This window comes from Pseudoalteromonas sp. ATL1, from assembly GCF_058933015.1.
Genome location: NZ_JBZYXL010000001.1, coordinates 1,765,991 through 1,786,519 on the forward strand (window position 1 = coordinate 1,765,991; position 20,529 = coordinate 1,786,519).

Genomic DNA, 20,529 nt, shown 5'->3' on the forward strand with positions numbered 1-20,529 from the left:
TGTTCTGGTCAACCATAACTGGACACTTTTAGTTGATAATTTTCAAACTCCACTGGGGATAGATCACCATTAGCTGAATGCAGCCGCTCTATGTTGTAATACTTCATGTAAGCGGCCACATCTTGCTTCATAAATTCCCTTGTTGGCTGGTTAACTTTGAATAGCCAATCGTGCTTTAAACTGCCAAAAAAGCGCTCTACAACGGCATTATCCCAACACGCTCCAACATCCCCCATACTCGCTCTCATTCCATAGCTCGCTAGCAACTTACGGAATTGCTTGCTGGTATATTGTGAACCGCGATCACTGTGAAAAACCAGCCCCTTCGGTGGCTGTCGCAGATTGTAAGCTTTCATTAATGCCTTACTTATCAAATCTGTCGTCATGCGGTTATCGACGTACCAACCTACGATACGACGCGAATATAAATCCATCACAATGGCTAAATACATCCAGCCTTCACCTGTTTTTAAGTAAGTCACATCGCCCGCCCAAACTTGGTTGGCAGCCGTGGGATTGAAATTCTGGTTCAGTAGATTGTTAGCCACTGAATCGGAGTACTTACGCTTTGTTGTCACTTTGTAAGCTAAGCGTTGTGTGACTTTAAGGCGTAAGCGACGCATAATTTTACGAACCAGATAACGACCAACTTGATAGCCTTCTTTGCGCAATCTTTTTACCATTTCACGGTTCCCTAAGCTGCCACGGCTTTTTTCAAAAAGGCGACGGGTGCGTCGATATAACTTCAACGTATCCAAGCTAATGACTGTTGCAGGGCGCTTAAGCCAGTCATAATAACCGGACTTACTCACTCCCATAACGGAACAGAGTAAGATAACAGGGAACTGACCAGACTGTTTTTTAATAAAACTGAATTTTACTTCATTTCCTTTGCAAAGAAGGCGCTGGCCTTTTTTAGAATTTCTTTCTCCATGCGTAATTGTTTGTTTTCTTTGCGCAATCGTTTAAGTTCATCCAGCTCAGATTCTTCTAAAGCTTTACCTTGTTGCTGTGCTTCGAACTTCTCTTTCCACTTGTAAAGCAGGCTGGTACCAACGCCAAGTGACTTGGCCGCCTCTGCAACACTATAACCTTGCTCTGTCACCATCAAAACGGCTTCATCCTTAAAATCTTGAGGGTAGCTTTTATGTGATTTTTTTAGGCTCATATCATTTCCTTAATCTATTGACGATATTGTCTCAAAATTAAGTGTCCGATTGAATTAGACCAGAACAGCCTGACATATCAAAAGATGAATGGGTTCAAGCAAATATCGATGGTTATTACGGTAATTTAAACTCACTGTACAAAATCCTAACTCTAGCGACGCGATAACTTAACCTAAGCGGTTTATGCTTGTATCGTAGCCAGTACTAATTTATATGCAGGCACGATACTATGATCCAGTTATAGGACGCTTCTATTCGAATGATCCAATCGGATTCCGTGATGCACATAGCTTTAACCGTTATGCTTATGCGAATAACAATCCGTATAAGTATACAGATCCTGATGGCCAAGCAGCAGAAAGCTACTTAAATCGACCCGGCGGTGTATCCGTTGGTCAACACCGAGCTGCGATGGGTAAAGCTGGTAGTATGGCTGTTTCTAGGCACCCAGGGGTAATGCTTGCTAAGGCCGCAGTCGAAATTGCTAGTGTTTTGAATGAGTCGTCCGATTTAACTGATATGTCAGATAATGAAGGTACAGCAGATGAAGTTGACTCATTTGTAAAAGAGCTTGATGGGATGTCTGAATCACAATCCGGTAATGATAAAGTGAGGGTATTAAATCCGGGTGTAAAAGCAGATGATGTTCAAGGCAAAGCCAAAAAATGGACGAAAAGCAACGGCAGAAGGCGGTAATATAGGTACGCACGGTTCAACTTCGACAAAAAATTCTGATGGAAGTGGAGCTAAAACTATTACAATTGCAAGACCAAAAGGCAGTAATGGCGGGCAGGTTAGAAAATATAGAAAAACGGAGGGTTAAGTGGCATGATTGACTTGAAAAAAATTATCGACTTATCGCAGTTGCCTCAAAGCATAGCCCTGTGTAGGTCTTATGAATTAGTAATTGCAACTTCTATAATTGATGAAGTTTATGAACCGATTCCTAAGTATTTGTTGGATAGGTTGCTTTCGATGTTTCAAGGCTCGAGCATAGCTCTAAGTGATATTAGTATTGAATCTGGAGAGATTGAAGTATTTGAACGTAGAGAGCTGAAATTTAATGCGAGCTGTATTTCAGCTTACATTGATGAAACTGGTTTGCAATCATTCTTATTAGAGTTTTTAGAGCATAATGTTTACTTGTTAGGACTCGATTTGGATTTTGTTTTCATTCTATCACCAAAGGATGGCGGTTTTATTTCTAAAACTGGTGGTATCAAATATTATATGAAGAAAGCTGCGGAACAATTTAATAACAGAGCAAGTGGATTAAGCGAGGATATATTTGCTTTGTTGTTTAACGCTGTTCAGCTCGCACAGAAAATTAACGTAGACACTCTTAGAGAATAGAGAACTTGAGTAGCGTTCGCTCCGAGTGTTTAACTTAATCAGAACAAGCTGAACAGCAACCCGAGCAGCAATTTGCAGCAGAAGTGTTCAGGTGTGCTCAGCAGATGGTGCATTTTGAGCCAGTCCTACTAGCTTAGCGAAGTACTCTTCCAGCCGCTTGTGACGTTTTGATGTTTGCCACACGTTTGAAAAATGCATTAATCGTTGGCTGAAATTGCATGTGATCTAAACTTTCCCCATGGTTTGCGCCTTTTAGTGATACCAGCTCTTTGTATGAAGAACTGCTCGCCGATTGATATATCGTTTTCATTAATTTAGGTGGTGTAATTTGGTCACTGGATCCGTTTGCCTTTTAGTAACTGTATCAAATATTTAGGGGCACCTTATAACGCCACAATTAATAGCGTGAGTTACAGCTACACGTTTGAAGAAGCGGTGCTGGTGGCAAATTATGAAATATTGATTGGCTTTTTTACGTCGCCTAATCGATTTTATAACGAGTCTAAAAGAGGCGGGGGATTTCGTCGTGGCTCAGGCATTCCGCTTAATGGCGCGGGGGTAAGTGCATTGGCAAATGGCAAGTTGTTGAGAGATGTAGAGCTGGAGCTAAGAAGCCGCGTTATAAACCCTGAAGTGAACAGCGACTGTCCTTCGTATATTCCTAGAGATGAATGCAGAACCAAAAACTCACGCCTGACTTATTTTACTGTCAATATCGCTTGGTCTAACTAATATCGTCCCTTGCCAGCGGGCTCTCGTTACTCTGTCATAACTAGAATATGATGGAGTAACTTTAACCAGTCGTGTTATTTGAATTAACTACTTTTCTCGGCCTCAAAAAAAAGCATCCGCAATATGCAGAATGTTGGCAGAAGAAATAGATTTTTACAATATAATCATTTATTTAATAAAGCCAAAGCATTAAGCTCAAGCGATTGAACTGAATTTTGCACAAATAGGATGACCGTGCTGCCACACTTTATAAAACCCATCATTGCGACTGCCTTTGTTATTTCAATGTCTCTATTAACCGCGTGTCAGAATGGCACTGAGCAAGACTTAGAGTCGTTTGTTGCTGATGAGCTGAATGATCTTTTAAAGCACAAAAACTCGCAGGTAGCGGCTATTGTCATTGTTAGTGGTGAGCACACTTATCAGGCGCATTTTGGTCAATTGCCCAATGGCGAAAAGCCTAATAGTAATACTGTATATGAAATTGCTTCCATTACAAAAACCTATACTGGGTTACTCCTTGCAAAGGCGGTGATAGATAAAAAAGTACAGCTAGATGACGATATCAGAGCGTACTTGGGGCGTGACGGTTATGACAATATGCAATATTCAAATACGCCCATCACTTTGCGTCATTTAGCCACACATCGAAGCGGTTTACCGCAAGACTTCGCTTATTCCCATGAAGATAGGCGCAATGGTCGGGTGTTTGAGAAGATTGCTAAGTACTCTAAAACACAATTTTTTAAGGATTTAGGGCAATATCAACTTACTTCAGTACCTGGAGATGAATATCGGTATTCAAATGTGGGTACTGTGCTTGTCGGGTACATTTTAGAACAGGTTTACAACAAGCCACTGCCTGCGCTAGTTGCTGAATTTATTACGAATAAATCGGGTGAGCAAGATACGCAGTTTCGCCTTAGTGAGCCTGAAATTAGTGAGATAACAGTCGGCATGGATGAGCAAGGTAAATTACAGCCGTTACTCAGTCGCTATTCCTCAGCTGAAGGAGGGTTAACCTCCACCGTTGCGTCAATGTCTCAATATATGCGCTATTTACTAAATACCTCTTCACTAGAGATTGCCTTATCCCAAACACTGCTTGCTGGAAGTGCTAGAAGTCATGGGCATGCTTTTTTTTGGAATACCTACCAATATAACTCAAGCGAGCCAATGTATTATCACAGTGGTGGGTCGATGGGCAGTTCCAGCTGGTTGGCAATTTACCCTAAACAAAAAGTCGGTATTTTTATGGCTACGAATATAGCAACTAGTGATATGCAGGAAGCGTTAAATGACATTTCCAACGCCATTGTTGAGCGATACGAAGGCGCAGTGAAATAAGTGTTCAAAGCGGTTCCATCAAAATTACGTAACCCGTGAACAACTAAGGTGGTGTGGGTTTTCAAAGCTATGACTAAGCACGCGGTTGCTAGTTTCCGATAACTTACACCAAGTCACACTTTGCAGTTATTTCTGTCGAAAGCTGTTATCGCTCAAAACCTGCTATCAAAGCGTTTTTCGCAAGCCAATATTTATTCCCTCATACATGCTCATCAATTTTAAAAGACATAAAAAAGCAATATAAATCAAAGAAAAGCTTCATAAAAAGTGCGGTTTAACGCAATTAAACCGACACGTTTCATCATTAGATTCTAGCTCCTAATTTTTACTCGTTATGACAGCACCATGTTAGTACTGCCGCGAGTGAATTTTCCATGATGACTAAAAAAATAACACTGGATTGGAGCTGTAAATGAAACTAAAACTAAAGCACGCCTTGCTAAGTTCGTTGATGTTGGTGAGTGCACACAGTATGGCTGACTCACTCAAAGTGATGGCGTATAACATTATGCAACTGAGTGTTCAGGACTGGGATCAAGATAATAGGGCAGAACGTTTACCTGCGGTGCTTACATCATTAAGTGACAGCCCAGATGTTATTCTGGTGAGTGAAGTTTTTAATAGTGAGGGCGAGCAAGCATTGGCAGCTTTGGCGGCACAATACCCTTACCAAACGCCGAATGTGGGGCAAAACTGTAGTGGTAGCGGCTGGGATGCGTTAACGGGTAATTGCTCAAATAGCCCATTTGTTATTCGTGGTGGGGTGGTAATTATTTCTAAATACCCGATCATTTCGCAAAAAGCGCATGTGTTTAATAACAGTTTAAGTGGTAGCTGGGATCACATGGCAAACAAAGGGTTTGCTTATGTTGAGATTGAAAAAGAGGCACAGCGCTATCATTTAATTGGTACGCATTTACAAGCGACGCACGATGATAATACCCAAGAAGAACACCGTGTTCGTATGGGGCAGCTAAGCGAAATTCAATCTTTTATTGAGAAAGAAAACATTCCAGCCAATGAGCCCGTGATTATCGGCGGTGATATGAATGTGGAATGGAGCAAACAAGGCGAAATTGCCGAGATGCTGAGCACGGCACGCGCAAATTTAAACTTTGCAACTCCAGAGATAGGTTCGTATTCAGCAAAGCACAACTGGTTTACCAAAGCGAATGCCTACTATTTTGAGTACAGCCTAGAGTATAACGACACACTTGATTATGTATTTTGGCACCGCGATCACAAGCAGCCAATAAACAACCCAAACATGGCCGTTCGCTACCCAAAAGCGCCAAACAACTGGTATTGGAGTTATTTGAAAGGGAACTGGAATTTAAGCAGTGGCCGTTATTATCACAATGGTTATTACAATGAATTATCCGATCACTACCCAGTACAGGTTAACTTTGAGTTTTAATTTTAAAGTTTGAGCGATGAAATTACATCGCTCAACGGATTGAAAATAAAAGGGCAACAACCCCAAAAAATTGGAGGAATCAGTCGATTAAATTTCGTTGGCTGGTTCCTTGTTATCGTGGTTTATTTTATTGTGTTGAAACAATCCGTATGCCCCTAAAAGCGGCGCATGATTTAAGGTGCTTGGCATGACGTGAACGGAACGGTATAAAGTATCACCAAGCAACTGCTGCATCTTTGCATCAAGCGTGGTTTTAAAATAGTCATATGACTGTGTCACTGAGCCACCAAGTACGATAACATCAGGGTTCAGCACTATCACAACTTGAGCGAGCGCATGACCAACGTGACTACCAAACGTCGCAAATTGTTGTAATGCGAACGAGTCGCCACACTGTGCTTGCTCGGCCAGCTTTCTTCCTTCAATTCCTTGTCGAGCAAAGAACTGCCCAGAAGCATAATCTTCAATAATACCATCAAGATAACTTAAGTTACCTAACTCTCCGGCGGCACTATGATTACCCGTATACAAATTTCCATTTAACACAAAACCGGCACCAATACCTGTGCCAAGGCTCACGCCAATCAGGTTTTTGGCGTGGTGGCCACCATATAAGTATTCACCAAATGCAAAGCAGTTCGCGTCGTTGTGCACGACAATGGGCAACGAAAAACGCTGTTCTAACAATTGCTTTAAAGGCACATTTTGCCAGTGGGGAATATTTTGTGTATTCAGTACGGTGCCGCTGTACACATCCAGTGTGCTGGGTACACCAATCGCAATGCCGGTTGTTTCAGCCGATAGGTTTTCTTCGATTAAGCGGATAACAAAGGCATTCACTTGGTCGAAGCTAGCTCGATTAGGCACTGCATACTGGCGCACTTGCTCAACCTGAGTACGCACAACAGACGCCACAAGGGCTTTGGTGCCACCCAAGTCGATGCATAACAAAGAGTGATTCATTGTCATTTAATTATTTTCATTGATAGGTTGAGATAACGCCTTTTGGCTATTGCCAACAGTTTTATTCTTAATCAAAGGTTTAGCCCATACACCAACACTCAGAATATAGCTAAGTGGTAATAGCAACAGTAGGGCAGCCAGTTGTAAGTCGTCACTCAATTCGGCCGCAAAACCTATGATGGGAGACATCAAGGCACCGCCAATGATCCCAGTACATAAGATACCTGTGATTGCGCCATGGCCGGTTTTGAACGAATTTAATGCCAGAGCAAATATAACTGACCACATAATGGAGAGGAAAAACCCCACAACGGGAAAGGCCGTAAGCGCCACTGCGGTAGTGCCAAATAATGCACTCAACAGCGCGATAGCGGCGCCAAGACTGAATAAAATCAACAGCTTTTGTGCATCAATAAATTTAAGCAGTACTAGCCCAAGTAAGCAACCTAAGGTTAAGCATAGCCAGAATTCGCTCACGACTTTTGCGCCTTCCGAGGTTGGATCTAGGTCATGATATTGCAGCAAAAAGACGGAGATAAGGTTGGCAACGCCTTGTTCAAGAGCAACATAAGCGGCGATGGCAGCAAAAAATTTCAATACAGTTTTATCTCTAAAAAAACGGATACTTTGCGACCAGCTTAGTTGCTGCTTTTTTTGCTCAGGTACGGCGCTAAATGGCGTAAATTGCGAGAGTAACAGCATAACCACGCTCAGGAGCGCGAAGACGGCATAAATGCTTAGCCACGTTTTATCAGTTGGGATAATAGCAGACAGCGCACCGCCCAATCCTTCAGAGGTGATGACCTGAGATTGCAGTGTGCTATACACCAGAGGCGCGAGCGTTGCGGCTGCACCAAACATCAACTGCGCAAGCACCGACAGCACGGCAAAATGCTCCGAGCCACCGCTCGCCCTCAACAGTGGATTGATAGCCACTTGCAGCAAAGCCATGGCACAGCCCAACATAAACAGCGCAATCATGGCGATAATAAACGTTGGCAGTAACACAAAGGTCGTTGCACCAACCGCTGCAAGGGCAAATGCCAGCTGCATGACAGTTTTTTCACCTAAGCGCTGAACGAGCAGTCCCGCAGGAATAGACATCACACCATAGGCGATAAAAAAAGCGAACGGGAATAGCCCCGCGAGCGTTAGGCCTATGTTGTAACTCTCGATTAATGCAGGAAAAATCGCGCCTAAAATATTGGTGATAAAGGACACGGTGAAAAAAGTCGCCAATACTAAGGCTATCACTAGGTCGCTTTTTTTCATGTTGTAATTCCACCTTTAATTAAAAGCGGGTGATGGTATGGCGATCTCGCTTGTGGGCAGACAAACAAAAAGATCAAGGGGAATCTCACCACCACCCGCAATTGGGTTATGCACTGATTGCGTTTGCTCGCTGTAATTGTTCCAGTGCGGTTGTATGGGCAATAAAATGTTCGTCACACAGCTTCGCAAGATAGGCCTTTGCCGCTTGTTCAATATGCTGTGGCGCTTGATCAAAGGGCATTTGGCAGGCGCTATCACGATGATCCATGCCGCCAAGTAAGCAATACCAACTTGGACGAATATAAGGTGACCTTGGTCTATGTTGGTTGAGCCAAGCATCAAAGTCGCCGCCAGCACGCCAGTGTGAGAGTAACGCATCAAGTTCGTTCAAACTCAGCGCTGCGACTTTTGCATCTTGCCAATACGGCGTATCTGCGCGCTTGCTGGTGGCGTAGTGGGCCAGTACATACTCTTTGATGCCGAGCACAAGATCAGACAGCTGTTGATTGATAGCTTCTGCCTCAAGTTGCTGCGAAAGCAGCCTATTTAGCAATTCGATGCTAAACCCTGTGACCATCAGCGCAGTGGCTTCGAGTGGCTCAATAAAACTCTGTGCGAGACCGATGGCAAACACATTACTTTCAACACTACGTGCCATCATGCCGACTTTCATGGTGAGGTGTTTAGCTTGCCCTTTATCGAGTTGCGCGGCTTGACGCAGCTGAGCCTCAGCCTCTTCGGGGGTGGTATGTGCGCTGCTGTACACGTAACCATGTCCGGTTCTGCCTTGCAGTGGGATCTGCCAGCGCCAGCCGCACGGCATCGCGATAGCTGAAGTGCTTGAAGGTAGCGGGTTTATTTTATCGCCGGCAATCGCGACAGCTGAATCATTGAGTAACTGGTCGGCAAAGGAAATAAAGGGCACTTTCAGTGTTTTTTCTATCAACAGTGCATTAAATCCTGAGGCATCAACGTAAAAATCGCTTTTCACCTGCTCACCCGACTCAAGTGTCAGTGCATTAATTTCTTTGGCATGATGCTGTACGCTACTCACCGTACTTTGAATATGTTTTACGCCTCGCGCTAGGCTAAATGCTCTTAACCAATCGGCTAGTTTTTGCGCATCAAAGTGATAGCCGTATTCTATTGCCCTTGGTAACGGGCCTTGTGGCAGTGGCGCTTGTTGCTTGTCGGCAAGTACGGCCGCTAAAAAGTAATGCTCTGGTTTATCTATACGTTCGCTGCCACGACGTCTGGCATTGGCGTTGACAAAGTAGACTTCCGCCGTTTTTGCATCCATTTCGCTGAAAAAGGGATGAAAATAGCGGTCATTGTCGCCATTCCAGTTATCAAAATAGATCCCGGTTTTATAGCTTGCTTGGCACGCAGGCATCCAATCGTGCTCTTTTACGCCAAGACTTTGCATAAAAAGTTGCAAATGTGGCGTTGAGCCTTCGCCAACGCCAATTCTGCCAATACTCGATGACTCAATCACCGTGACTGATAAATTGGGTTGGTGCTTGGCAAGATAGGCTGCGCACATCCAACCAGCGGTGCCGCCGCCAAGAATGGTGAGTGAATGTATTTTTTTCATAGGCAAACGACCCCAGCCGTCTAACGACTGGGGCTCCAAGGTTAGAACTTATAGCTAGCGCCAAGGTAATAACGAGTACCAAATTCAATGGTGTTCTGCGTTAAGTTGTAGTTGGTGTCGTAAGATTGAATAACCTCATTGGTCAGGTTCACACCCTCTAAGCTGACATCCAGATTTTCCGTCGCATGCCATACCACAGATGCATCCCATTGCTGATAGCTGTCATTACGCACGGCTTGCGCTGCACCAACGCCAATCCATTCACTACGCCAGTTATAGGCGATACGTGCACTAAATTGCTCATTTTCGAAAAACAGTGAACCGTTGAATGAGTCCTCAGAGACACCGGGCACCATTTCTTTGGTATTTTCGGGCGTGGTGGTTTCACTATCCACATAGGTGTAGTTAGTAATAAAGCCAAAGCCATTATCAAAACTATGTTGAAGCTGAAGTTCTACCCCGGTTACATCACCATCGCCGTTGCTACGTGGACGTGTGACTCGACACTGATCATATTTAGATGGATCAGTACCGCATCCGTCTACGTATTCAATGGCTTCAGCAGAAAAAACAACGTTGTCAATTTTCTTCACAAAAACCGCTGCCGAGAACAAAGACGCTTCGGTGAAGTAATATTCCACACCAATATCTGCTTGATCTGCCTCGTATGGCTTAAGGTTGGGGTTACCACCTGTGGCAGAACCAAAGTTCGCATCAATGGACAGACCTGGCTTTAAGTCGCTGTAATTTGTGCGAGACATAACGCTAGATGCGGCGGCACGAATGATAACATCGTCGCTGTAATCGTAGGCAAAGTTGATGCTAGGTAGCCAGTTATCATAATGAACGGTTTCAGCAAATTTCTGATTATCGACGTAACCAAGCGACTTTTGCTCGGTATCCACATAGCGTAAGCCGATATTACCGCGGAAGTTTTCACCGCTGAAGTCACTTTGCACATAGATAGCGAGCATATCTTCTTCAACGTTAAACGTGTTACCGAGCGCTTTCACTTCAACTAATTCACCCGCTTCATACTTACCCTTGATAAAGTGCCACCATTTATCTTCATCTAACTTAGCGTAAGAGTTAAGAATGTGGCCTCCAGTTTGTGAATGAAGATCGGTAAATACGCCATTACTCCAGTCGGCAAGGTTTGGATTGGGTACAAAGCCTAATATTTCTGCAGGGTTACGCTGCAACGCAACACGTGAAAACTCGTTTTGGTTTATCTTTACACCGGCTTGAATATTAGTGAAATAAGCATTATCTAGCGTCCACTTTACATCTGCTTGTGCGTAACTAACATCGTGTTCTTGTACCGTTGTTTGGAAGTTAGCTTCTTGAGCGTGTTTAAATTGGCTCGCATTAGTTGGGTCTAATGAATCAAACCAGATTTGATAAGGACCTGACGCGTCGTATGTAAAGCCGCCGTCGGTGCTGTTTTGGCCATCAGGGAATGCGGGATCGTCAATGCGACCACCTTCATCAGTAGCCGGTATCCACCAACTTGATGAGCCAAACTGTGTGCCACCTTCTGATCCGGAGTGACCAATTACACCGCTTACCTCAAAGGTTTCTCCAATATATTTACCGCTTAAGTTTAATACATCGGCTTTCATGTTAACGGCGTTACGCACAACTGGGTTGTATATGATGTTCGCATAAGCTGGCAGAATGCGTGCACGCTGCGTACCGCCAGCCGCGTTGTTTTGCACATCAACGGTACCTGCACCTCGGGCACTTACGGTAAGAAAGTTATGGTTTACATGCGGGTTGTCAAATTCAAAGCGGAAGTAGTCAACCGTGAACTCCGTGTTATCGCTTGGTGCAAATTGTGCCGTGAGTTGCGCGCTGGTACGCTCACGTTCTGCTCTGAATGCTTGTGAGCCGATAGCCCAAGCGCCTACTGTGGATGCTTGGCCTGTATCTTGATTGGCTGCAAAATATTCATAGTAGCCACCGATGGACTCAATAACATGACGGCCCGAAGTTAGGTTCTCAATAGAATAAGCCGCTAGAACACCAAACTTTTCATCGTCATTTTTCCAGCTGCCTAAAAATGAGCCACTTAAATCATTTTCATCATACAAAGTGGAGCGGCCCATTTCTGCCGACACCATGTACGTGTGCGCCTTTAAGTCGAGTGGTTTACGGGTCACAAGATTTACCGTACCACCCAGTGCGCCTTCCTCAATGTTTGCTTCTGGCGTTTTGTAGACGTTAACCGCTGAAACTTGCTCCGCAGATAATAACTCCATGTTAAAAGTACGTGTTGCTGGACCTAAATCATACCAATCGGTACTGGCAACAGATTGACCATTTAACAAAATACGTGATTGTTCTGGTGCTGTACCACGGATCGTAACGCCGCTCACTTCACCATATTGGCGGTCGACCGTGACCCCTGAAATACGCTGTAGCGCATCACCAATGTTTTTGTCTGGAAACTTACCAATGTCTTCCGAGGTGATGGCATCGACAATACCATCCGCAAAGCGCTTGGTGTTCATTGACGCTTCAAGTGAACGACGAATGCCTCTTACTTCAATCACTTCGACATTTTCATTTGCGCTTGGCTCCTGTGCTAATGCTGATGGTGCTGCGGCGAGTAAAACGGGTGATAAGGTGCTTGCTGTTACGATGGCGGCAAGTTTATTGCGTTTAAATTGTTTCAATTTAGTTGTTTTCATTGTTCTGCCCATTGTTCCTATTTTTTATTAGCAGAATCTAGCGTATCGCCTTGTGTGTTTTTTAAGCGGTATATTTCTATCTACTAGTGATACTTTTCACGCTTTAGTGATGATTTTTTGGCAGAAATACTTCAAGGCATTTATGGCAAGCGTTATATTCTGATAGATTAATACTGATGAATGATTGAATTTGCATGATATGCAAAATAGTGTAACGTCTGTTCGCTTTTGATTTTATAACATTCTGATCTTGAAAAGGTTTAACATGGTGTGTTGACCTTCAGCAAGCGTCATCAGACCTAAACGTAAAAGGAAATTACTGTGCGAGCGATGTACGAAAAAGTACTGCCATCCCCCGGGTGTTCATGGCGCTATTGTCTTTATCAATTACCTGAAATCCCGTTTAATTGGCATTATCACCCGGAGTATGAGATTTGTTTGACACTTAATAGTGTTGGTGTGTGCCATGTGGGCGATCATATTGCGCCCTACGATGATTTGGATTTAGTAATATTGGGCCCTGACTTACCGCATACTTGGCAGTCAAAACCTAATTCAGATCACTCCGCTCATGTTGTTCATGTTGCACAAATACCTGCGCACTGGTTGGAGTCTTTGGTGGCACAGCATCCTGAATTACATGGCCTATCTGAATTGTTAAATGCAGCCCGCCGTGGCGTTAAGTTTTCTGTGGAGGTCGCAAAACAAGCGAAAGTGTGGTTTGAACAAATAGCGGATGCTGAGCCGTTAATGCGCTTTGTACTGCTACTCGAAATGTTAACGCTGATGACAACGTCGGAGTATCAACATTTGGCGAGTAGTGGCTTTCGTTTTGATGCGCGCCATGACCCTGCGAAAGACAAGTTCGATCGAGTGATTGCTTATATCTATGATAATTACACCGACAAATTAAGCGCCGATGAGCTTGCGCAGCAGGTGCACATGAGCACTAATCACTTTCACCGCTTCTTTAAAAAGCGCACGGAGCGGACGGTGACGGAATTTATTAATCAGCTGCGCATTGCTAAGGCATGTAAACTGCTGATTAGTTCCGCGTCACCCATTAGTGTGATTTCGGATCAATGTGGCTTTCATAATATTTCAAACTTTAATCGTCGGTTTCAAGCGTTGAAAGCGTGTACGCCCAGTGAGTTTCGTGCACGACTGCGTCAAAAAGCCTTGTATTGACCTGAGCTAGATCTTCATTGCCTATTTTAAGTTTTGATTGGACATTCAATGTAAGACATGGTTTTTATGTAATGTTATGATATTCATGCTTATTCCTGAATATTCACCTTGGTATTTATCAAGGAATTCCCAAGAATGTGCCGGGTCGCAACAACAATAAACGAGGATGACCGTGATGACATTAGGACACTTTATTAAACAGATCCGCACACAAAAAGGCTTAAGCCAACCACAGTTAGCAGAGCAAATGTGTGTTGAGCAAAGCTATTTATCTAAACTAGAAAACGACAAGTCGGTACCTTCCAACGAGGTATTTAGAAAGTTACTGACAGCACTCAATTTATCGTTAGATGAGTGTATGAAAACGCTTTCGGTGCAAGGTAAACGCGCAGAGTTAAGCCAAATTCCAGACATCGAATATTGGTATAAGCAAAATCAACAATCAAAACAAAAGCAAACTAAACAACTGGCAATATTAGCCATTTTGTTAGTATCTCTTGGTGTCGGGTTATTTTGGAGTGGTTACAAACAGCTATTTTTTAGTGAAAAGCTGTTTGAATATGAATCCCAAGGTGTGTTGCAAGCGGATGAGCCGGTCGAGTTGTATGGCAGGTGGCAGGTATATCTTATCCCTCATGATAAGCGTAGCAACCGTGAATTTTTTGACCAGGTTGAACTGGCTATGGCGAAACGCTTAGATATAAAGACGGTATTTTCTTCAGAGTATAAAGGGAGTTCATTTACTGAATCAGTCACAGATGGCAGAAGGCATTATCGTTTTCAAGGGCCTAAATTGAGTGAGCGAGCAGAAAATGCATGGCTGCAATTTGCTGGCTTATTGTGCTTCTGCGCTGGGGTTATGCTGACTTTAGTCGGTAAACGGTTAATTAAACCTTAGACGTCGCTTCTTTAAGTTCTTCTTCCATCAGTTCAATGGCAACGATTTCTGAGCGGTTCATGGTTAACTTGTATCGCTCTAATTGCACATCTTGGTTGCTAGTAAAGCGCAATACCAAATTAATTTGATAGCGGCGTTCAACGGATCTTTTTGACACCTTTTGGCCATCTAAGGTGTAAAGCTTACCCGCGCCTTTTTTTAGGTAGCGAACAAATGACGCCATATTAAAAGTGATGCGTTGTTGTATTTCATCGTACCCCGGTAAAAACTCACTGAGGTGGACGTGGTTTTTACTGCAAAAATGCATCAAATGAGCCGCTTGTTTGTTTTGCTGTCGTCTTTGTTTGAGCAATTTAACAGCTTCTTTGGGTAGGTCTTTTTTACGAATATGCTCAAGCCATATGGTTTGTGTACAGACTATGTCATCACTGACTGAACTTTTAAATTTATTGCGCCATTTAGGACGGCCACGCTGAATAAGTCGCCAAGCCCATTGAGTAAGGTCTTCCTTAAATGTTTCTCGAAGCCCGTAAATAACACCAAGTAAAGCGATAAGGGCAAGGGTCACTTCCTGAAAGTTTGACCGCGCGTTGAGCACGATAAACATCACAAATGCCATGATCACGCCTGTAACCAGCCCTTTGACCAGACGCTTTAGATTCAAAGTTAAATCAATAGTTTGTTTATTGAAAACCACGCCATATTCGATCAGGCGCTCGAGCAGTTTCATCTTATTCGTGATCCGGTTTGGATCATCCAGCGTGACTTGAGAGTTATACGTTTGTTCAATTCGGTATTGGTTTTCTTGCTGGCAAAACTCGATAAGCACTGCGCGTTCATCACTAAACTCACTTGATTTAGGGCCGCTCGAAAGGAGTTTTAAAAAGGCTTGTTCAGTATGCCAACTTAAGTAGTTGTCTGCATTTTGAAAGTAAGATTTAAGCTTGTTGTCGGGTGGTGTATAGCGTCTAAGCATTTTTAATAATTTGTCTGTTTGCTCAACCAACAAGGCGGCAGCAGGAAAAAACTCTTCAGGCTCCTTGAGTTGCAGTGTGGCTGTTACATCGGCTTCTAGCGCAATGCGGATTTGATAGCAATACAGATTTAAATTAAGGCGGTAGCCAGTTTTTTGCCCTTTATTTTGACTAATAAAGCGGCTGTGAACGAGTGGTAAATGCAGTTGTTCAGAGTAGTACGCACTGTGGCTTTTGATGTTGGCGTTAAAAAAATCTACTTCATTGAGCGTGTTTTCATTGATCCCCATGTCGGTTGGGATGGAAAAATAAAGGTCAAGCTGAGTTGTCTCTTTAGGAAGGAGTTGATAGTGGATTTTAAAAGATAAGTTTTCGTCTTGGCTTAATGTTGCTCTGCTCACTCTTATGCTCGACCTCCGAATTAGTGACCTTGTTATTGTAGCACAAGTCAACCGGGCTAGGTTGGCTAAGTAAATGAAAATGTTTAAATAACAGCGCTATTGATGGAAAAAACTTCGCCATTAATATTCATAAATGCTAGTGTATTTTCTTTTATTGAGAGCGCAGTAATGACAAACCAAAATCAACAGGCAGAGATCAGTCAATTTATTGAACTGCTTAATACCAATGGGCAAAATGTTGAGTTTGAGCAAACCATTTCACTGATCGACCGTTTTTATAACTTTTCGCCCGTGGCATTTCGCAATGGCGAGCAAGTTAATGAAGCTGGTACGAACTTAGGATCATGCAAAATCTTAGCATTTGCGAAGTTGCATGGTTTATCCGAGCAAGCAACCTTACATTGTTTTGGCCGATTCTATCGTGAGGATGTATTGCAAAATCCCGAGAGGAGCGATCACGGCAACATTCGAAACTTTATTCAGTTTGGTTGGCAAGGCGTGTCGTTTTCTGGGCAAGCTCTCAAGAGCAAGACAAACAGTAACGACTAGTCACACATGGATGAAGAAACGATTTCATTTTTTGTAAGTACTTACTTTTCCGCTGTCTCATTCAAAATAAAGGTTTTGAGATGCCCAGTATGGTATTTAATGCGATGATTCAAGAATGATATGAACAGAACGAAGGAAAATTAGATGCTACATATGGAGATCATGACTTACCCAATCGAGTTGTTGGCCAAACTACTCATACCATTTCCATTTATCGCGTTTTTAATTTGCGGTATTTATGTTTTTTTGCATAAATGCAACCCCACAAAAACAGCTAAGCTGACCCTTGTTTTATGGTTTGCCTATGGTGTGTACGAAGTGTTGATGAAATACGGTTACCTTTGTCCTGAGGGCTGTAATATTCGCTTTGAGCTATTTCTAATCTATCCCGTTTTGTTGTTTTTCAGTACTTTGGTGATAGCCAAACAGATTGACCGATAAAGCAGGTTTTTACATAGAGGGCTTGTTTAGTATACAAAGGAATTTAACTGTTTATTTATACAGTTTTTGTGTTAGTGTTTACGGGAAATTACAAAAATAATACAACAGGACTATGTATGCTAGATCATTTAGAGCCCAATGAACCTAAAGACTTTGACTTTATTATTGGTGATTGGGTGGTTAAACATCGCCGTTTGAAGCACATCTTAAGCGGCTCAGATGAGTGGTATGAATTTGAGGGGCAATCGTCAACAGTCAAAACATTAGGTGGGCTGGGTAATGTAGAAGACAATCATCTACACATGCCGAGCGGCTCAGTACGTGCCAAAGCTATCCGCTCTTATAATACACAAACTAACGAGTGGTCTATTTGGTGGTTAGATGGCCGCAATCCGAGTGTTTTAGATACGCCTGTCGTTGGTCAGTTTAAAGAGGGCGTCGGCTGTTTTTATGCCGATGATACGTTTAATGACGCCACCATAAAGGTTCGGTTTATTTGGAATTCAACCAATCCAAAAAAGCCAACCTGGCAGCAAGCTTTTTCACTGGATGAGGGCAAAACCTGGGAAGTGAATTGGGAAATGGTATTCATGCCAAAAGGTGCGTAACAGCCACATTTTTGGACCGCTTTAGGGTGATAAGCCATCTTCTCTGAGGTTGCCTATCATCGCTGAAGCGATCTCATTAAATGCTTCTAGCTGATCTTGCGCGATGTTTTTTTGCATCTTTGCAACTATCACATTTTCAACTTTTTGCACATGACTAAGTACATCCTGCCCATGCTGTGTGAGTCGAATAAGTTGACTACGCGTATCTTCAGGGTTGGGTAATTTTTCTATCAAACCTTTATTGATAAGTTCTCGAATTAATCGTGCTACCTGCCCTTTATCTCTCAACATTTTTTCGCACATGAATGACGCAGTGCAGTTTTTTACTTTGTTGATCAAATGTAGCGATTGGATCTCCATCGGTACGACATCAATACCTGATTCTTTAATCGCTTTAAATACCAAAGATTTAAAACTAAACGTGAGCGTTAAAAAGGTATGAGGCATTTCTTTGTACAAAATTGATACTCCAAATGGTTGACATTATCAACAATAGCAAATAGCATTGCCCCTGTCTATTGTTGACTTTGTCAACTAAGTGTTGGTTTGGAGTGATGTATGAAATTGATTAAGAAACTGTTGGCGTTGGTGTCTCTGATTTTTACACTTATCGGGACGTTAACATTTGTGATGACTTATCAAAATTTAGGGTTTGCTGAAGGCTTTTTTACACAATGGCTATCATCCACTTTATGGTCCGCGTTGACCGTTGCACCCGTCGGTTTTTTACTTATGATGGGGGTGAGTAAAGTCGTCGGATTATTGTTACCATCGGTGAAGGAGGCGGTAAAAAATATGGTTATCGGTATTTCTATGGCGGTGATCATGGAAAGTGTGATGGCTTTTGTCACCACGTTGAATAACGTGACATACGCGTCTTGGTCTGAATTTGTGCCTTTTTGGTGGCAAGCATTTTTAATCGCGCTGCCTGTTGGTCTGATAATTTCTTTATTTATGTCGTTGTTGGTAAAACCGCGTTTACAGCGGTTTATGGCTAGCTAATGCGGATAAAGCACGCTTCCAAAACCGCTTGATTCGATTAGGTTACCCTAGCGCTGCTTAAACATGAGAGCGGGGTTTTAAAGGCTCTACAACTTATATTAGCGAGAGGGCTAAGTTTAAGCTGTCACATTTGCTAAATGTAAGCTTTGTCAGTTTATGAATATACAAAGCTTACATGGTTGGTTATTAGCGGGTAAATTTTAGCCCAGTGAACGGGCTTTTTTATATGCTTCCCTCTCTTTCATGCGAGTTAAGAAACGTTCTATATGTGGCCTGTTTTTCGTAAGTCCTAAGCGTTCAGCAATTTCTAATATGATGGTCATCATGATATCTGCGGCGGTAAATTGTGCGCCAGCAAAGTACGTTTGTTGGCTTAGGGTGTTATCAATGTATGAAAAGTCTAAATTTAACTCTTTCGATATGTAGTTATCCATTGCTTGTGAGCCGTTGCGTTCTTCCATTTGCATCAACAAATGTATGATCACAGGTAGAGCCAAAGAACCTTCAGCAAAATGCAGCCACTCCAAATATTTGTAGTATTCAGTAGAGCTTTTTTCTGGACGTAGTCGACTAAGCTCATCCTGATCAAGAATATATTCAATTATTGCACCTGATTCGCAAAGGGTTAGGCCGTTGTGTTCAATTACTGGCGCTTTACTAAGCGGGTGCACTTTGCCTAAGCTGGCCGGGGCCAGCTGAGTTTGAGCGTCGCGTTGATGATGCTCTACTTCATAGGGGATGTGTAATTCTTCTAATAGCCATAAGACGCGCGTAGAGCGAGATTGGTTTAGGTGATGTACTTTAAACATGGTTTTTCCCCTTAATCTAGATGCTCTGGGCCAACTTGTATGACGAGCTTGCCGAAGTTTTCACCTTGTAATAAGCCAATGAATGCGGACACCGTGTTTTCAAGTCCGATGACTTTGTCTTCTTTGTATTTAATTTGCCCCGATTGAATCCATGGCATCATAGCTTGTTGAAATTCACTGTAACGATGACCATAGTCGTCAAATACGATAAAACCCTGCATTTTAATACGTTTAACCAGCAAGTTGCCCATGAGCAAAGACATACGATCTGGTCCAGGTGGTAACTCTGTATTGTTGTACTGAGAGATCAGGCCACACAGTGGAATGCGCGCTTTGGCATTGAGTAATGGCATGACGGCATCAAATACTTTGCCACCGACGTTTTCAAAATAGATATCAATACCTTGCGGGCAGGCGTTGGCTAATTGTTCGGCTAAGTTGTCGGCGTTGTGGTTTAAACATGCATCAAAGCCGAGCTCTTTGACTGCGTACTCACATTTTTCGCTGCTGCCAGCAATCCCAATGACTTTACAACCCATCAGTTTACCTATTTGGCCAACTAGGCTGCCTACCGCACCGGTTGCTGCTGCAACCACCAGTGTTTCACCCAGCTGTGGTTGGCCAATGTCCATTAACCCCATATAAGCGGTTAGCCCTGGCATGCCAAGCACACCCAAACCATAGGATGGATTTGCCACGGCATTATCTAGTTTAACTACGCCTTGACCATTGGATACGCTGTAGTCTTGCCAGCCACCAAAAGCAACCACTAAATCGCCTTGCTCAAATCCGGCCAGATTTGATTCTTCAACGCGACAGATGCTGCCACCAACCATTACGCCATTTATTGCGACAGGTTCAGCGTAAGACTTCGCGTCATTCATGCGTCCACGCATATATGGGTCAAGTGAGAGATAGACAGTCCTTAATAGCATCTCACCTTTATTGGGTATGGGAATATCAGTGCTGATAAAATTGAAGTTCTCAGCAGTGGGTGCGCCGCTTGGACGCGATGCCAAAGTGATTTGGCGATTAGTGTTACGGTTTTGATTCATACTTTAACCAGTTTGAGTTTCTGTTTGTTATTTCTCGTGTCAAAAAAGACCACGTATAGCAGCG

General features: G+C 43.1%; 21 protein-coding genes. 11 read left to right on the plus strand and 10 right to left on the minus strand.

The features are described 5' to 3' along the window. Window positions 1-8: 8 nt before the first annotated feature. A protein-coding gene (locus tag AC5FX4_RS07880; protein ID WP_493605887.1) for an IS3 family transposase occupies window positions 9-1,168 on the minus strand; the annotation gives its coding sequence in 2 pieces (ribosomal slippage) (window positions 9-919 and window positions 919-1,168; 1,161 coding nt in all). 214 nt (window positions 1,169-1,382) lie between these two features. Here AC5FX4_RS07880 and AC5FX4_RS07885 point away from each other — a divergent pair. Together AC5FX4_RS07885 and AC5FX4_RS07890 are read left to right on the plus strand one after the other, a co-directional pair. After that, on the plus strand, window positions 1,383-1,865 hold the full coding sequence (locus tag AC5FX4_RS07885; protein ID WP_493605888.1) for an RHS repeat-associated core domain-containing protein: 483 nt from the start codon (window positions 1,383-1,385) through the stop codon (window positions 1,863-1,865). A 132-nt stretch (window positions 1,866-1,997) separates the two neighbouring features. Next, window positions 1,998-2,522 carry a hypothetical protein gene (locus tag AC5FX4_RS07890; RefSeq protein WP_493605889.1) on the plus strand — a complete coding sequence of 175 codons (525 nt, stop codon included), beginning with the start codon at window positions 1,998-2,000 and terminating at the stop codon, window positions 2,520-2,522. Between the two features lie 133 nt (window positions 2,523-2,655). On the opposite strand, the gene AC5FX4_RS07895 is transcribed toward AC5FX4_RS07890, so the two are convergent. Further along, on the minus strand, window positions 2,656-2,832 hold the full coding sequence (locus AC5FX4_RS07895) for a hypothetical protein (protein WP_493605890.1): 177 nt from the start codon (window positions 2,830-2,832) through the stop codon (window positions 2,656-2,658). A gap of 95 nt (window positions 2,833-2,927) precedes the next feature. Between AC5FX4_RS07895 and AC5FX4_RS07900 the strand changes: the two genes are divergently transcribed. The 3 genes from AC5FX4_RS07900 (at window position 2,928) to AC5FX4_RS07910 (ending at window position 6,018) form a co-directional block, all read left to right on the plus strand. Further along, on the plus strand, window positions 2,928-3,254 hold the full coding sequence (locus AC5FX4_RS07900; RefSeq protein WP_493605891.1) for a hypothetical protein: 327 nt from the start codon (window positions 2,928-2,930) through the stop codon (window positions 3,252-3,254). A 285-nt stretch (window positions 3,255-3,539) separates the two neighbouring features. Beyond that, the gene (locus tag AC5FX4_RS07905; RefSeq protein WP_493605892.1) at window positions 3,540-4,601 is read left to right on the plus strand and encodes a serine hydrolase domain-containing protein; all 1,062 of its coding nucleotides are present in this window, start codon (window positions 3,540-3,542) and stop codon (window positions 4,599-4,601) included. Window positions 4,602-5,013: 412 nt separating this feature from the next. Next, window positions 5,014-6,018: a sphingomyelin phosphodiesterase gene (locus tag AC5FX4_RS07910; protein WP_493605893.1), complete on the plus strand. Its 1,005-nt coding sequence runs from the start codon at window positions 5,014-5,016 to the stop codon at window positions 6,016-6,018. Between the two features lie 87 nt (window positions 6,019-6,105). On the opposite strand, the gene AC5FX4_RS07915 is transcribed toward AC5FX4_RS07910, so the two are convergent. From AC5FX4_RS07915 to AC5FX4_RS07930, 4 genes are all read right to left on the minus strand, one after another. Then, window positions 6,106-6,987 carry an ROK family protein gene (locus AC5FX4_RS07915; protein ID WP_493605894.1) on the minus strand — a complete coding sequence of 294 codons (882 nt, stop codon included), beginning with the start codon at window positions 6,985-6,987 and terminating at the stop codon, window positions 6,106-6,108. Further along, entirely contained in the window at window positions 6,988-8,253 is a 1,266-nt protein-coding gene (locus tag AC5FX4_RS07920) for an MFS transporter (protein ID WP_493605895.1), read from the minus strand. A 106-nt stretch (window positions 8,254-8,359) separates the two neighbouring features. Continuing rightward, window positions 8,360-9,847 (minus strand): tryptophan halogenase family protein, encoded by a 1,488-nt coding sequence (locus AC5FX4_RS07925; RefSeq protein WP_493605896.1) that lies wholly within the window; start codon window positions 9,845-9,847, stop codon window positions 8,360-8,362. Between the two features lie 41 nt (window positions 9,848-9,888). Then, window positions 9,889-12,540 carry a TonB-dependent receptor gene (locus AC5FX4_RS07930; protein ID WP_493605897.1) on the minus strand — a complete coding sequence of 884 codons (2,652 nt, stop codon included), beginning with the start codon at window positions 12,538-12,540 and terminating at the stop codon, window positions 9,889-9,891. Between the two features lie 321 nt (window positions 12,541-12,861). Here AC5FX4_RS07930 and AC5FX4_RS07935 point away from each other — a divergent pair, with 321 nt between their 5' ends. Further along, window positions 12,862-13,728: a helix-turn-helix domain-containing protein gene (locus AC5FX4_RS07935; protein ID WP_493605898.1), complete on the plus strand. Its 867-nt coding sequence runs from the start codon at window positions 12,862-12,864 to the stop codon at window positions 13,726-13,728. Window positions 13,729-13,903: 175 nt separating this feature from the next. Further along, window positions 13,904-14,626 carry a helix-turn-helix domain-containing protein gene (locus AC5FX4_RS07940; RefSeq protein ID WP_493605899.1) on the plus strand — a complete coding sequence of 241 codons (723 nt, stop codon included), beginning with the start codon at window positions 13,904-13,906 and terminating at the stop codon, window positions 14,624-14,626. Here AC5FX4_RS07940 and AC5FX4_RS07945 read toward each other — a convergent pair. Then, entirely contained in the window at window positions 14,616-16,001 is a 1,386-nt protein-coding gene (locus AC5FX4_RS07945; protein WP_493605900.1) for a hypothetical protein, read from the minus strand. The two genes, AC5FX4_RS07940 and AC5FX4_RS07945, sit on opposite strands and share 11 nt — an antisense overlap. A gap of 168 nt (window positions 16,002-16,169) precedes the next feature. Here AC5FX4_RS07945 and AC5FX4_RS07950 point away from each other — a divergent pair, with 168 nt between their 5' ends. The 3 genes from AC5FX4_RS07950 (at window position 16,170) to AC5FX4_RS07960 (ending at window position 17,599) form a co-directional block, all read left to right on the plus strand. Next, a complete protein-coding gene (locus AC5FX4_RS07950) occupies window positions 16,170-16,550 on the plus strand; it encodes a HopJ type III effector protein (RefSeq protein ID WP_493605901.1) in 381 nt (126 codons plus the stop codon). 144 nt (window positions 16,551-16,694) lie between these two features. Further along, window positions 16,695-16,991: a hypothetical protein gene (locus AC5FX4_RS07955; protein WP_493605902.1), complete on the plus strand. Its 297-nt coding sequence runs from the start codon at window positions 16,695-16,697 to the stop codon at window positions 16,989-16,991. A gap of 116 nt (window positions 16,992-17,107) precedes the next feature. Then, the gene (locus AC5FX4_RS07960; protein WP_493605903.1) at window positions 17,108-17,599 is read left to right on the plus strand and encodes a DUF1579 domain-containing protein; all 492 of its coding nucleotides are present in this window, start codon (window positions 17,108-17,110) and stop codon (window positions 17,597-17,599) included. A gap of 21 nt (window positions 17,600-17,620) precedes the next feature. Here AC5FX4_RS07960 and AC5FX4_RS07965 read toward each other — a convergent pair whose 3' ends face one another. Next, entirely contained in the window at window positions 17,621-18,058 is a 438-nt protein-coding gene (locus tag AC5FX4_RS07965) for a MarR family winged helix-turn-helix transcriptional regulator (protein WP_493605904.1), read from the minus strand. A gap of 99 nt (window positions 18,059-18,157) precedes the next feature. On the opposite strand from AC5FX4_RS07965, the gene AC5FX4_RS07970 reads away from it, so the two are divergent. Then, window positions 18,158-18,601, plus strand: a complete 444-nt coding sequence (locus AC5FX4_RS07970) for a DUF2798 domain-containing protein (RefSeq protein WP_493605905.1) — start codon at window positions 18,158-18,160, stop codon at window positions 18,599-18,601. A 200-nt stretch (window positions 18,602-18,801) separates the two neighbouring features. Here AC5FX4_RS07970 and AC5FX4_RS07975 read toward each other — a convergent pair whose 3' ends face one another. Together AC5FX4_RS07975 and curA are read right to left on the minus strand one after the other, a co-directional pair. Beyond that, a complete protein-coding gene (locus tag AC5FX4_RS07975) occupies window positions 18,802-19,410 on the minus strand; it encodes a glutathione S-transferase family protein (protein ID WP_493605906.1) in 609 nt (202 codons plus the stop codon). A gap of 11 nt (window positions 19,411-19,421) precedes the next feature. After that, window positions 19,422-20,465: an NADPH-dependent curcumin/dihydrocurcumin reductase gene (curA, locus tag AC5FX4_RS07980; RefSeq protein WP_493605907.1), complete on the minus strand. Its 1,044-nt coding sequence runs from the start codon at window positions 20,463-20,465 to the stop codon at window positions 19,422-19,424. Window positions 20,466-20,529 lie beyond the last annotated feature (64 nt).